Origin of the sequence: Gracilibacillus sp. D59 (genome assembly GCF_052246695.1) — a bacterium.
Taxonomy (GTDB): domain Bacteria; phylum Bacillota; class Bacilli; order Bacillales; family Amphibacillaceae; genus Gracilibacillus.
Genome location: NZ_JBQQCK010000004.1, coordinates 156320 through 171512, shown reverse-complemented (window position 1 = coordinate 171512; position 15193 = coordinate 156320). Strand labels below are relative to the sequence as shown.

At 36.6% G+C, this 15193-nt stretch carries 11 protein-coding genes; all 11 read left to right on the top strand.

Going from position 1 to position 15193, the window contains the following annotated elements:
• Positions 1 to 3 precede the first annotated feature (3 nt).
• The 11 genes from phnE to ACTWP4_RS09110 all read left to right on the top strand — a co-directional run bounded on the left by phnE (position 4) and on the right by ACTWP4_RS09110 (position 15128).
• Positions 4 to 810 (top strand): phosphonate ABC transporter, permease protein PhnE, encoded by an 807-nt coding sequence (phnE, locus tag ACTWP4_RS09160; protein WP_443128463.1) that lies wholly within the window; start codon positions 4 to 6, stop codon positions 808 to 810.
• A 150-nt stretch (positions 811 to 960) separates the two neighbouring features.
• On the top strand, positions 961 to 1788 hold the full coding sequence (locus ACTWP4_RS09155; RefSeq protein WP_443128462.1) for a putative RNA methyltransferase: 828 nt from the start codon (positions 961 to 963) through the stop codon (positions 1786 to 1788).
• 171 nt (positions 1789 to 1959) lie between these two features.
• Positions 1960 to 2958 carry a substrate-binding domain-containing protein gene (locus tag ACTWP4_RS09150; protein ID WP_443128461.1) on the top strand — a complete coding sequence of 333 codons (999 nt, stop codon included), beginning with the start codon at positions 1960 to 1962 and terminating at the stop codon, positions 2956 to 2958.
• 18 nt (positions 2959 to 2976) lie between these two features.
• Positions 2977 to 4791 (top strand): cache domain-containing sensor histidine kinase, encoded by a 1815-nt coding sequence (locus ACTWP4_RS09145; protein ID WP_443128460.1) that lies wholly within the window; start codon positions 2977 to 2979, stop codon positions 4789 to 4791.
• Between the two features lie 5 nt (positions 4792 to 4796).
• On the top strand, positions 4797 to 5987 hold the full coding sequence (locus tag ACTWP4_RS09140) for a response regulator transcription factor (RefSeq protein WP_443128459.1): 1191 nt from the start codon (positions 4797 to 4799) through the stop codon (positions 5985 to 5987).
• Positions 5988 to 6735: 748 nt separating this feature from the next.
• Positions 6736 to 7839, top strand: coding sequence for a multiple monosaccharide ABC transporter substrate-binding protein (gene chvE / locus ACTWP4_RS09135; protein WP_443128458.1), 1104 nt, complete (start codon positions 6736 to 6738; stop codon positions 7837 to 7839).
• A gap of 90 nt (positions 7840 to 7929) precedes the next feature.
• Entirely contained in the window at positions 7930 to 9477 is a 1548-nt protein-coding gene (gene mmsA, locus ACTWP4_RS09130; RefSeq protein ID WP_443128457.1) for a multiple monosaccharide ABC transporter ATP-binding protein, read from the top strand.
• A complete protein-coding gene (gene mmsB, locus ACTWP4_RS09125; RefSeq protein ID WP_443128456.1) occupies positions 9461 to 10621 on the top strand; it encodes a multiple monosaccharide ABC transporter permease in 1161 nt (386 codons plus the stop codon). The genes mmsA and mmsB overlap by 17 nt, the downstream gene beginning before the upstream one ends.
• Before the next feature lie 1120 nt (positions 10622 to 11741).
• Positions 11742 to 12677: an ABC transporter permease gene (locus ACTWP4_RS09120; protein ID WP_443128609.1), complete on the top strand. Its 936-nt coding sequence runs from the start codon at positions 11742 to 11744 to the stop codon at positions 12675 to 12677.
• Positions 12678 to 13547 carry a carbohydrate ABC transporter permease gene (locus tag ACTWP4_RS09115; protein ID WP_443128455.1) on the top strand — a complete coding sequence of 290 codons (870 nt, stop codon included), beginning with the start codon at positions 12678 to 12680 and terminating at the stop codon, positions 13545 to 13547. It begins immediately after the preceding gene.
• Between the two features lie 30 nt (positions 13548 to 13577).
• The gene (locus tag ACTWP4_RS09110; RefSeq protein ID WP_443128454.1) at positions 13578 to 15128 is read left to right on the top strand and encodes an extracellular solute-binding protein; all 1551 of its coding nucleotides are present in this window, start codon (positions 13578 to 13580) and stop codon (positions 15126 to 15128) included.
• Positions 15129 to 15193: the final 65 nt, after the last annotated feature.

Sequence of the window (15193 nt, the reverse complement as noted above, 5' to 3'; positions counted from 1 at the left end):
AAGATGAATGCTATCGAAAAACAATTATATGCAAAACCAAGAAACAACAGTTATATTTATGTTATTTCCATAGTTTTACTAGGTTTAATGATTTGGTCACTATTTGTTATTGATTTTGGAAGTATGGAGGAAAGTGGTTGGGCGATTGCTAAAAGTATTCTTTTGGGAATTGCCACGCCAGATTTAGACTTTTTGTTGGATTTTACCACGCAGGGTGTCATGTATTTACTAGTGGAAACGATTGCGATAGCTTTTTTAGGAACAATTCTTGGTGCAATCTTAGCAATTCCGCTTGCTTTTTTATCTGCATCAAATGTGGTTCCAAAGCCTGTGGCATTTTTAACAAGGTTATTGTTGATTTTTATTCGTACAATTCCTTCATTGGTTTATGGTTTAATGTTTGTTCGAGTATCAGGTCAAGGTCCCTTTACTGGTGTATTGACAATTGCGCTAATTTCAATTGGTATGCTTGCAAAGCTTTTTGTCGATGCAGTAGAAGACTTGGATACGAGTATCTTTGAATCAATGACATCGATAGGCTGTACCACTTTTGAGAAAATCAGATTTGGTATCGTTCCGCAGCTAACGGCGATGTTTTTATCAATTGGGGTGTATCGATTTGATATGAACTTGCGTGAAGCATCCATTCTCGGACTTGTTGGAGCAGGTGGTATAGGTGCACCGTTAATTTTTGCTATGAATGCGTATAGATGGAATGAAGTAGGTTCGATATTAATCGGTTTGGTCGTCCTAATTCTAATTGTAGAAATGTGGTCTAACTATACACGGAATAAATTAGTTCGTGGATGAATTTGCAATCGATGACTACTCAAGATATGATAAAGTGAGACTATGATCAGTGTGGGCGATCTCCACCTGGTCATTCGCAAAACTTATCAGGGTGTTAGCGTTTGTTATCCCCGCTTAGCGCCGTGATAAAAGAAAAACTGGAGTACGATTATGAAGAAAATTGAGCAAGCAGCACAACTGATAGAGCAAAATAAATCTCTTTTCATTTGCCCGATCTGCAGGGGGGAGATGAGAGTTGAGAACACCTCTGTTATTTGCACCTCAAATCATCAGTTTGATTTGGCGAAAAAAGGATATATCAATTTCTATGCAAAATCATCTCCAAAGGATTATGATAAAAAGTTGTTCGAAGCTAGATATAATGTTATTCAAAAAGGTATGTACGATCGGTTACATCAAAAAATTGCCGATATTATTGATGCGCTGGATCATCGGTCTGCAACTATCTTTGATCTCGGCTGTGGTGAAGGCTCTCATCTCCAAAAAATCACCAATAAATTGAACCGTTCTTCGGTTGGAATTGGTATGGATATTGCCAAAGATGGGATTTTAACAGCAGCTAAATATCATCAAGGGCAGATATGGACAGTTGCTGATTTAGCTAAAAGTCCATTTCAGTCAGGGAAAACTGATATCTTATTAAATATTTTATCTCCTGCAAATTATCAGGAATTTAAGAGACTGTTACATACAGATGGACACTTAATTAAAGTAATACCTAGAAGCAATTATTTACAAGAGATAAGGGAACAGGTAATGGATGAGAAGCAGCAATCCTATACAAATACTGAAGTACTGGAGCATATTAAACAGCATTTTGAGAACTTGGAGGTTCAAACGATCCACTATCAATGGCAAGTTCCACCTGATGTACGCGAAGACCTATGGAATATGACTCCTTTAACCTGGGGAAAAGAAATAAAACAGCCTATAGAAAAAGTTACAATTGATCTCGAAATAATTATAGCGCAAAAATAAAGTTACACAAACCAGTGTAGCTTTTTAAATGGGAAAAATTAATATTGAAGAATATACTTAATTCCTATACAATTTTAGTACAATCGATATAGGAAATAAAAATCATATATACTATTTTTCCATTAACAGGATAGAAATACCCTCTATTTTGATTTGAAAGGGGTTACAAAAATGAGAAAGCTTTTGATTGTTTATATTGTCTTAATTGGATTATTTGTTTTATATGTATATCAATATCAAACAAGTGAAACGACGAATAATGAATGGTCTGAACAGGAGTTGCGGGGTACCATTGATGAAACATATGTGATGGTAACATTTCAAACTGGTATTGATTATTGGAAGAGACCGTTAAAAGGTTTCGAGGATGCAGCTGAGGCTCTTAATGTTTCTGTAGAATACAGAGGTGCAACACAATATGACGTAAATGAAGAAATTACAGTGTTGGAACAAGTCATCGCGAAAAACCCTTCTGGAATTGCAATTTCCACTTTGGATCCCGAGGCATTAAATCCAGTTATTAATAAAGCTGTAGATTCTGGTATTCCTGTTGTAATGTTTGACGCCGATGCACCAGATAGTAAAGCATATGCTTTTTTAGGAACGAATAATCATTATGCTGGTGTTACTGCTGCACACAAAATGGCGGAATTATTAAACGAATCTGGTGAAGTGGGTGTTGTAACACATCCGAATCAACTTAATCATCAAGAGCGGACGCAAGGTTTCCGCGAGACAATCGAAAAGGAGTACCCGGGTATGACTGTGGTTGATGTCAAAGATGGTCGTGGAGATCAGATGATATCTAAAGAAGTTTCCGAAGAATTAATGAGAGAACATCCAAATATAAAAGGTATTTTTGCTTCAGAGGCTAATGGCGGAGTTGGAGTAGGTAAAGCAGTATTAGAGCAACAGAAAAAAGGAGAACTTCATATTATTAGCTTTGATACAGATAAAGGAACGCTAGATATGATTGATGAGGGTGTTATTTCAGCAACCCTAGCACAAGGTACCTGGGAAATGGGATATTGGTCATTACAGTTTCTCTTTCATCTTCAACATGATCTAGCAGGAGATTTGGAAGGTGAAACGAACCTACCACGTTATGTTGATACAGGTATTAAGGTTGTGACAAAAGAAAATGTTAACGATTACTATCCTGTTGATTAAAGAATGGATGGATGAATAGTGAAGCGCTGGACACAAATAAATAATATTCCAATTCGATATAAATTAATTTCACACTTTTTATTGATTAGTATATTGCCCATTTTTTGTTTGGCTCTATTGATCAGTTGGACGGTTGAGCGTGTCATGGAAGAACAGGTAAATGATAATACACTTCAACTTATTGATAAAGTGAATGAATCTTTTGAGTTCTATACTAGTAATCTGCAAAGTTATACTTATATGATTTCGAATAATCAAGATGTGGAACAATTCTTGGCAGGAAATGAAAGTGGTCCAAATGCTGTATCCGATAATAAATATGACATCCAACGGTATTTGCGAAATTTCACAACTGTATCACCAGAAGTGGCCGGTATAATGGTAGTAAATGATAAAGGTGATTATGTAAGTAATGAATTGTATGCTCCGTCCATTATTGATTTAACAGAGACTTCCTGGTATCAAGAAGCTATTGAGAATAATGGCATTTTTAAGATCATTGGCCGACCTGATGGAAGAAGATTGCATTCTATCGTGGATTATACTAACGATGATGTGGTGACTGTTGTAAGAGCGGTGATAGACCCTTTTACAGAGCAAGTTCACGGTGTAGTAATGATTGATTTGAAATTAAGAGTCATCGCTGAAACGGTAAAAGATATCACATTGGGAAAAAGTGGATACTTAATGGTGATTGATGATAGTGGTCAAAATATTTATCAACCTAATCAACCGATTGTGAGTAAAATACCGTTGAATTGGATTAGTAAACAACAATCAGGTGATTTTTCCAAAACAATTAAAGGGGAGAAGATTCAATTTATTTATCAACGGTCACCTTTTGCCAACTGGGTAACGGTCGGTGTATTTCCGGCGGAAGAAACGATTTTTGGCTTGCGTGAAATAAATTTTTACTTAGTGATGTTTATTTTTATCATTATGTTCTTTGGTATTCCAGTCTCTTACTTCCTATCGCATTCGATTTCCAAACCGATAGTCCAATTGGTATCATTTATGAAGAAAGCTGAAGGCGGCGATTTCAACGTTAGATACGAGGAGAAAAGATTTGATGAGATAGGACTATTAGGGAGAAGTTTTAATACGATGTTAACGAAGCTTAATGATTTATTGCACCTCACAGAAAGGCAGGAAAGACAGAAAAGAGATGCTGAATTTCGTAGTTTACAAGCGAATATTAATCCCCATTTTCTTTATAACACACTTGATACCATACAGTGGATGGCAAGGAAACAGAAGGCAAATGACGTAGCAGAAGTAGTAGAATCACTGGCAAAGCTTTTTCGAATTGGTTTGAGTAAGGGGCGAGATGTTATTTCTTTGTCTGAAGAAATTGATCATATCGAAAGCTATTTAAAAATACAAAAAACGAGATATCGTGAAAAGCTACATTATCAAATTAAAGTGGATGCGTCTATTAAACAAAATGCCATTCTAAAGTTTATCCTGCAACCGATTATCGAAAATGCCATCTATCACGGAATTAAAGAGCGACGAGGAGCAGGACATATAAATATAGAAGCTAAACCGTGGGGTCAAGATTTACTTATTCAAGTCAGTGACGATGGAAAAGGAATGACACCACAACAATTGAGTGACATGAAAGAAGCATTGGCAGAATCCGTGACTCTAACAGAAAACTCAGAGGAAACAAGGAATAAAAAGGGTTATGGCATGTTGAATGTTCAAGCGAGAATTCGCTTAACACATGGATCAGGTTATGGTATGACAATAGATAGTCAGGAAAATATCGGAACGACTGTGACGATATTATTACCAGGTATGAATGAAAGTGATGAGGAAAGGGAGAAGTGATGCAGATGGATTCTTGGAAAGTGTTAATTGCAGATGATGAATTTATCATACGTGATGGAATAAGGTCTTCTGTTAATTGGGAAGATTTTAATATGGAAGTTGTAGCGGAAGCGGAAGACGGTGAAGAAGCATTAGAACAGGCTATTCAACATAAAATCGATGTGTTATTAATAGATTTAAATATGCCCATTATGAATGGTATTACAGCAATGAAGAAAATTAAGGATCAGTTACAGGATTGTCGTATGGTAGTGATATCTGGATATGATGATTTTCAATATGCTCAAGAAGCAATCCGATTGCAAGTAGAGGATTATTTATTAAAGCCGGTAAACCCAAATCAGCTAACTGCTATTTTAAATGAAGTGAAACAGCAATTAGATCAAAAAAAGCAAGAGGCAAACTTTTTACAACAGGCTTCTACGCAGGTGAAGAGGAATCATAAACAGTTAAGAAATCGTTTTTTTCTGGATTGGATGACAGGTAGTCTAGGGGAAGAAGAAATAAAAGATCAATTACAATTTTTAGAACTCCCCCAAACTAATCCTCAATCGTTGATTATTATGAAATGGCTCGATGGTGAGAGAGAGCATTATTTGCTTAATGAACAAGACCGAAAGTTACAATTGGAAAGCATGCAGCAGTTACTAGAAAAAGAAATGCAACAGTACGTAAGTGCCATATTTGTGGAAGATTCACAGTGGATATCTATTTTTATTTGGGATCAAGCTTCTGCGGACTTAGCGTTGCATTTAGAAGAATTGATAAGAGTAGAATTAGAGCAGCAGGTTTATTCAAAGCAAATAGAAGTTGAAGCTGCAAGTATTCCATCTATCTATTCTGAAGCTAAACAAGACTTAAATAAATATATGCAACTTTCCCCTCTTGTTAAACAATCGATCCAGTATATTCGCAAACATTATCAGGATTCTCATTTAACATTGGAAAGTATTGCGGAGTCACTTCATGTTTCGACAGTTTACCTTAGTAAAATGATTAAACAAGATCTAGGGGTTTCTTATGTAAAAATAGTAACGCAATTGCGCTTGCAGGCAGCGAAAAATTTATTGAAAACCACAGATCTCAATATCCGCGAAATCGCCGAACACGTAGGCTATGATTCACAACACTATTTCAGCACAGCCTTTAGAAAATCGATAGGAATGACACCAAAACAGTACAAGCATCAATTATAAACGGAAAAGTAACAAAACGAAGACATGGTAATCTACCAAACGTCTTCGTTTTTTTTTTTAGTAGATATCATGCGAACTAAAAAAATCTGTTTTGTGTGAGCTTTCTTCCATTCTTCTGAATTTGAGTGCTTAGGATCTTCATCTCGCGCTATTCCCCTAGGAGTAATTTATACACTTTCACAGAAATAATAACCCAAGTTACTAGGTCTGACAAATGTTGTAGCACATGATTTAAATGATGGCTCCCACTTCAACTCCTGTGGGACTCGTTTGCTCTGAAGATTCACTTTTTTGAGCGTTTTTGCTCGAAAAAGCTAGCTGAAGGGCAAACCCCACGGAAAGATATATATATTTCATAATGGCTTCGAATAGCAATCGCCACAGACCTACTTAGCATATAGTTAAGGCTGGGCGGGTTGTCTCGTTTTTCTTATAAGACAAGAAAATTTGCGCGGATGTCTAGCTCCGATCGCCCAAAAACTAGGCGACTTCACGGATCGCTCTACGATAAGTCATCATCGGTTCGTAACCTCACCGTGATTCCTTTATCTCAGTTGATCCGCTCCAGTCGCTACGTTTCTAAACGGGCGCTCTGCGCTTTTCTTATGGCATAATGTTTCACTTACATTACATTTTGATTAAATTTTTATAAAAACTGATTAAATTTATGCAAAGGCTTACAGTTTGGTTTGTGATAAATTTATAACCAGGCAAGATAAAATAATATTTGTTGGAAGGGGTTACAAAGATGAAAAAGTTTAGTATTTTAGCAATCTTCTTTAGTCTTATTCTATTTTTAGCTGCCTGTGGAAGTGATGATACTTCAGGTGGAAGTTCAGGTGATGGCGAAGAGTCCACTGATGGTGAACTAATCGGTGTAGCAATGCCGACAAAATCTTCTCAGCGTTGGGTTGATGATGGAAATAATATGGTAAAGCAACTGGAAGAGTTAGGTTATGAGACAGATTTGCAATATGCAGAAGATGATGTAGATAAGCAAATCGCACAAATTGAAAATATGATCGTAAAAGGTGCAAAAGTACTTGTTGTTGCATCGATTGACGGTACAGCACTTACTGATGTATTGAGAAAGGCAAATGAACAAGGTATTGAAGTTATTTCTTATGACCGTTTGATCATGGAATCTCCTCACGTTTCGTATTATGCAACATTTGATAACTTTCAAGTAGGTGTATTACAAGCATCTTACATTGAAGAAGCTCTTGATTTAAAGAACGCAGAAGGCCCATTTAATATTGAATTATTTGGTGGTTCGCCAGATGATAACAATGCATATTTCTTCTGGGATGGTGCAATGAGTATCCTTCAACCATATATCGATGAAGGCAAATTAGTCGTTCAAAGTGAACAAACAGAATTTGAACAAGCAGCAACAATGCGATGGGATGGAAACACAGCGAAATCACGTATGGAGAATATCTTAAGTAGTTCTTACTCAGGTGGAGAAACAGTAGATGCTGTATTATCCCCGTATGATGGTATTAGCCGTGGTGTAATCCAAGCACTTAAAGGTGTAGGTTATGGTTCTAGTGATCTTCCATTACCAGTAATTACTGGTCAAGATGCAGAGCTAGCTTCTATTAAATCAATCATTGCTGGTGAGCAGACACAAACCGTATTTAAAGACACTCGTGATTTAGCTGCCGTAGCAGTAGATATGACAGAAGCGATTCTTAATGGTGAAGAAGCAGAGGTTAATGATACAGAAACATATGACAACAATGAAAAAGTTGTTCCTACTTATCTAGTAGAACCTGTATCAGTTGATATTGATAACTATCAGGAAGTGGTTATTGATAGTGGATACTATTCTGAAGACGAGTTAGAGTAAGCCAGAGCATTTTATGAAATGGATTTAGTGGTGATCTGAGGTCATCACTAAATCCATTGTTATAAAAGAGTTATTGAAGGTGGTGAAGTAATGTCTGATTATATTCTGGAAATGCGAAATATTACGAAAACATTCCCCGGTGTAAAAGCTTTAGATAAAGTTAATTTAAAAGTGAAACAAGGAGAAATCCATGCTTTAGTCGGAGAGAATGGTGCAGGAAAATCAACATTAATGAAAGTTCTAAGTGGTGTTTATCCATATGGAACATACGATGGATCTATTTATTTTGAAGGACAGGAAGGTCAATTCAAAAATATAAAACAAAGTGAGAATTTAGGAATTGTTATTATCCATCAGGAATTAGCATTAAGTCCTTACCTGTCTATTGCAGAGAATATTTTCCTTGGGAATGAACGGCAATCTAATAAAATTATGAAATGGCAGGATACGTTTTCAGAGTCTAAGAAATTGTTAGAACGTGTCGGATTGAAGGATTCACCTGAAACAGCTGTAATGGATATCGGTGTAGGGAAACAACAGCTGGTAGAAATTGCGAAAGCTTTATCGAAAAATGTTAAGTTATTAATCCTTGATGAGCCTACTGCAGCGCTTAATGAAACAGATAGTGAGAATTTATTGAAATTATTACTAGAGTTAAAACAACAGGGAGTATCATCTATATTAATCTCCCATAAATTAAATGAAGTATCCTATGTATCAGATTCGATTACGGTACTTCGGGATGGAAAATCAATAGAAACGTTAGATGCGAAAGAAGCAGTATCAGAAGAAAGAATTATCAAAGGGATGGTGGGGCGAGAGTTAACAAGCAGGTTCCCTAATCGCCATTCGAATATCGGTGAGATTATATTTGAAGTGAAGAACTGGAATGTTTACCATCCGCAACAACAGGATCGTAAAATCCTGGATAATATCAATTTTCATGTTAAAAAAGGTGAAATTGTAGGTATAGCAGGATTAATGGGGGCTGGCCGTACAGAGTTGGCAATGAGTATTTTTGGAAAATCATATGGTAGGAAAATCAGTGGCGAATTATATAAGGATGGAAAACAAATTGAAGCCAATACCGTAAGTAAAGCGATCAAAAGTGGCATTGCCTATGTTTCAGAAGATCGTAAGACATATGGCTTGAATTTAATTGATGATATAAAACGCAATATTACGTTATCCAATTTAAAAAGAATCTCCAAATCTGGTGTAATTAATGAAAATAAAGAAGTAGTCGAATCGCAATATTTAAGGGAACAGTTAAATATCAAGACACCAACACTTGAACAACTGGCAGGTAATTTGAGTGGCGGTAACCAGCAAAAAGTAGTCTTAAGTAAATGGATTTTTACTGAGCCAGATATTTTGATCTTAGATGAACCAACACGGGGTATTGATGTAGGAGCGAAATTTGAAATATATACTCAAATCAATGAGTTAGCTCAGCAAGGATTAGCTGTAATCGTTATTTCTTCTGAATTACCAGAAGTATTGGGATTATCAGACAGAATATATGTAATGAATGAAGGCCGCTTGACAGGTGAATTAAATAAAGATAAAGCAGATCAAGAGAATGTCATGCGCTATATGACTGGAACAGGGGGGACTAGCGATGCAAAGGGTAATTAATTTATTTAAAAATAATATTAGAGAATATGGGATGATCATTGCACTTGTTTTGATCACTGGTCTATTTTGGATTTTGACAGATGGGATCAACTTTAAACCTTTAAACTTAACCAACCTTATTTTACAAAATGGATTTATTCTTGTATTAGCTGTTGGAATGGTACTTGTTATTATTACCGGGAACATTGACTTGTCAGTAGGTTCTGTTGTTGCATTTATTGGAGCTATTGCCGGTGTGCTAATTATTAATATGAATGTTCCTGTTTGGCTTGCGGTTATTATTGCAATTTTTGCGGGTGCATTAATTGGTGTTTGGCAGGGTTTTTGGATTTCTTATATCGGGATACCATCTTTTATTGTAACCTTGGCCGGAATGCTTATTTTCAGAGGTCTAACGTTATGGTTGTTAGATGGGCAATCTTTAGCACCCTTTCCTGACTCGTTTCAAAGTCTAAGTAGTGGTTTTTTACCCGACATATTTAATGGAGCTAATGTACACATTTTTACGATAGTGTTAACCGGAATTTTGTCATTAATATTGGTCTACTTAGAAATTAATAAAAGAAGAACACAACTACAGTACAATTTCGAAGTAGCACCGTTATGGATTACCATTGTAAAATTGGCGTTATTGCTATTTGCGATTAATTGGTTTGCTTATCAATTAGCATTAAACAAAGGGATTCCGACCGTACTTATTATCGTAATTGCACTTATTGTCATCTACACTTTTATCATGAAGAACACAGTAATGGGACGACATGTTTATGCCACAGGTGGTAACAAGAAAGCAGCCGATTTATCTGGTATTAAAACAAAACGTGTTGTATTTTGGGTATTTGTTAACAATGGTGTGCTAGCTGCTTTAGCGGGCTTAATGTTTGCCGCTCGATTAAATTCAGCAACGCCAGCAGCTGGTGATATGCTGGAGCTTGACGCGATTGCTGCCGTATTTATTGGTGGTGCATCCATGGCCGGTGGTGTTGGTACGGTTATCGGTGCGATCGTCGGAGGTCTTGTAATGGGTGTAATGAACAACGGTATGTCACTAATCGGTATCGGTATCGATTGGCAACAATTTATTAAAGGTTTAGTATTATTAATTGCCGTTGGCTTTGACGTGTACAATAAGAATAAAAGTTAATGGCTGATAAGATGCTCACTTATAACAAGTGAGCATCTTTTTTTCGGAAATTAAAGAATAGATGTACAATAAACATAAACTGCGCAGCAACTATTATGTTCCTACCTCCCATCCTTTTGGAGATGAGTGCTACGATATGCTACGGCAAGATACTTCGCTTTCCACGGGCACGGCCTCAGCCAGGGAACTACTTGAATAAACTTCTTTGCTCCCTTGCACTGAGGAAGCCTACAACGAAGCGTTACTAGAAGACGCAGGTGCATAACGGGGTCTTCGGACACGTGCTGGTCCCGTAGGAGTCTGCGTATCTTCCATCCGCTCTGTGTAGTGTTCTGATTTTTGAAAGAGATAATAAACGGGAATGTTTCCGAGTATTTCCTCTTAAAAAGTTAGAATAATGTTATTAGCGTAGGCAGAATACGGAGACTTCTGTGGGACAGCGAGAGCTGAAGATCCACTTTGTGAAGTGCTTTTCTTCACAAAGTTAGCTGAAGCCGAGCCCACGGAAAGCGGAGTATTCTGCCGGAGCGGTATTCCAGTACTCCTTATGGAAAGAATGGAGGAAAGTCTCACTCCACAAACTTTCACAACTTCGCAGTTTGTACCGAGTGCGAATAAGAAAAGGATAGGATGAAAAAATGTAATCTCTTTGTATAAAGTTGGTTTAAAAATGTAATCTATTTATTGGTATAATGGAGACAATTCGTCAATTAAAAGCAATTGATTGACGGATTGTCTCCATTATAAGGTAGAAAAGTATATAACCGTTGGTATCACAGTCTATGCACCTTCATAGGGCAAACCCCACGGAAAAGGGAGTGGGTAGCCGGAGCGGTGGTCAAACGGTCGATATATTTCAAAATGGCTACTAATAGCAATCGCCATAGACTTACTTAGCATATAGTTATAAGGCTGGGCGGGTTGCACAGTTTTTCTTAATCTAATTTTAGAACAAACAATAGCAACATAGCCTAAACGAATTATAGATTATGCCTCTAAATAAGAATTGAATAGTAATTGTGGAAATGGCTAATTGTTTATTTTATAAGGTTCGCGATATGATTTTATTGAAAGAGAAGAAAGGGGGGAGTGCATGGATGAGCTAAAAAATGAACAAGTAATGGTGGAGAAAGATGGATTATGGGACCGGCTTATCCAAAACAATTTGATCAAAAATGTACGAAAACATTGGATGTTATATCTAATGATTTTGCCTGGTATCATCTATTACATTATCTTTAAGTATATTCCACTTATGGGTAGTGTAATTGCCTTTCAGGATTTCCAAATTTTTAAAGGAATATTCGCAAGTCCTTGGGTGGGTCTTGAAAATTTCAAACATTTGTTGCATTATCAAGACTTTCATGAGGTATTGAGGAATACTGCATTAATTGCATTGTATCAATTGGTTTTTCAATTCCCAGCACCCATTATTTTAGCGTTATTATTTAATGAAATAAGATTATTAATTGTAAAGAAAACGGTCCAAAGTTTATTTTATCTGCCACATTTCTTGTCATGGGTTGTAGTTGGTGGTATCGTATTTGAGTTATTAGCAAGTCAGGGATTCGTAAACGCAATTAGAGAAATGCTTGGATATGAGCCAATACTTTTTATGCAAGAGGAAGCGTATTTTAGAACAATTGTTATTATTTCTGGGATTTGGAAAGAAGTAGGATGGGGTACGATTATTTATTTAGCTGCTATAACGGCGATCAATCCAAGTCTTTATGAAGCAGCGGTAATAGATGGAGCTAATCGATTCAAGCAAACTATTTACATTACACTCCCTTTACTGTTACCTACTATTGCTGTGTTGTTCTTATTGAATATTGGTAACTTTTTAGAGTTAGGTTTTGATCAAATATTTAACTTGTTAACTCCGATGACTTACTCTGTTGGAGATATTATTGAAACATATGTATATCGTGCAGGGGTTCTGCAGGGACAATATAGCTTAACTACAGCTATTGGTCTGTTCCAGTCTGTCATTGGTTTTGCTCTATTGTGGATATTTAATAGGCTTGCAAGAAAATCAGAACAGGGGTTGTGGTAAATGAAACAATCAATTGGAGAAAGATTATTTCAAATATTTAACTATACGTTATTAATTTTATTAGCAGTGACAATGATTGCTCCATTATTGCAATTACTGGCAGTTTCGTTTAGTTCTCCGATTGCTGCCGATTCAAAAAAAGTATTTTTAATACCCGTCGAATTTACATTGGCTACCTGGGAGCATATTCTTCAAAATGAAGTGTTATGGAGAGCCTTCGGTGTAACGGTATTTATTACAGTAGTGGGAACAATTCTAAGTATGTTGTTCACAGTTTTGACAGCGTTTCCATTATCGAGGAAAGATTTTCTCTTACGAAAGCCAATCATGTTAATGATGGTCATTACGATGATTTTTAATGCGCCAATGATTCCTTTCTTCCTAACAGTAAGAGAGGTAGGGTTGATGGACTCGATCTGGGCCTTAATTATTCCGGGCTTAATTAGTACGTTTAATATGGTTATTGTCCGAACTTTCTTTTTGGGTATTCCATCTGATCTTGATGATGCTGCGAGAATTGATGGCTGTAATGAATTTCGATTATTGTTTCAGATTTATTTACAGTTATCAAAGCCAGTGTTGGCAACAATTGGTCTATTCTATGCTGTTGGTTATTGGAACACCTTTAAGACAGCAGTGCTTTTTTTAAGAGATCCGAGTCTCTGGCCTTTACAAATGCGCTTGCGAGCTTTTTTTACATCGGAAGAGGAGATGGCTGCAGTTGATTTAATAATGGGTGATTATGACTTTAATACGACCACCTTAAAAGCGGCAACCATTATTTTTGCTACGGTACCAATTGTTTTAGTTTATCCATATTTACAAAAATACTTTGTGAAAGGAGCAGTACTTGGGTCACTGAAAGAATAAATTAAGTTTAAATTAGGGAGGAAAAAATGGATGAGAAGAAATCATAATTTCTATTTTTTAATGTTTTCAGTGTGGACATTGTTTTTGTTGTTATTTACAGCGTGCTCTAATAGTGATGATACAGCTAGTCAAGAAGAGGGAAATGATGAGCCGGCTACGGAAGAAAATGAAGAGACTGCAACTGTTAGTGTATTTAAAAGTCATTTAGGCAAAGGGACAATTCCGGGTAGTGATGATCCACATGTTCAATATGTCAAAGAAAAAACAGGTGTGGAGTATGAGCTCCAGTCAACGCCACCAGGATCAGAACCAGCTGAGTATATTAATCTCATGATTGCTTCAGAAGATTTCCCTGATATCTTGAGACCAATTGGTGGGGTGGAGCAAACGTTGATCGACCAAGGCGGTGCTTTGGCATTAGATGACTTGTTACCCAAATATGCACCGAATGTATGGGAAAGAATTCCTGAGGAAGCATGGAATATTGTTAGATCTGCATCTCCTGACGGGAAAATTTATTACGTACCTAAAGTATATCTAATACCGGAGCGAGCTGCCTTATTAAGGCAAGATTGGTTAGATGCAGTTGGAATGGATATGCCCCAAACATTAGATGAGTATAAAGAAATGTTAATAGCTTTCCGTGACCAAGACCCGAATGGAAATGGTAAACAAGATGAACTTCCAACAACGGGTAGGGAATTTGGAAGATGGATGGACCATTTATTTGCAATGTTTGGTGTAGCAATGTGGGAAGGTTACCCAGAGTGGGACATCTATGATGGCGAAATTAACTATGCAGGTACGTCTGAGAATATGAAAGCAGCTATTTCATTTATAAGAGAGCTTTATGCTGAAAAGTTGTTAGATAATGAAACATTTTTGAATAAAGGAGATGTATGGACGGCTAAGATAAATAATAATTTAGTCGGTAGCTGGTATCACCTTCCTGCCAATTTGCATGAGCGATATCTGGCAATGAAAGAGGGAGCACCAGATGCATATGTTACAGGTATGCCTCTTCCTGAAGTTGATGGTTTTGACGGTTTTATTACTCAAAAAAGTATGGGTGAACCAGAGTGGATGATTCCTGTTGCATCAGAGGATAACGCTGCTAATGCATTGAAACTACTTGATTTCTTCTATGACCCAGCAAATGCTGACTTTGTTCAATATGGTATTGAAGGAGTCCAGCATGAAGTAGTAGACGGAGAAAAGAAATTATTACCTTCTTCAGATGATAAGCCGATTGCCTTGGGAATGCGTAATTTAACAACAGAAGAATCGATGGAAGAAAGAATTAAAAATTCCTTCCCTAAAGATGAACAACAAATGGTAAGGGATATATTTGAAGTAAGTAAAGCAGATGCAAGAAGAATTGCTGGTGACGGAATGCCTAGCACTGTTTATGAAGGATATCCAGATATTCAGTCACATAAGTTATTCCAAGAATATTTAACTAAAATTGTCATAGGTGAATGGTCCATCGACAAATTTGATGAATTTGTTGAAAAATGGCATCAATCTGGAGGCGAGGAAGTAACAAAACGTGTCCAAGAATGGTATGAAACAGCTAAATAAACTCTTATATACTCCTCTTCTATCTATAGAGGAGGAGTAGTCATAAATACGATCATCTTTATACC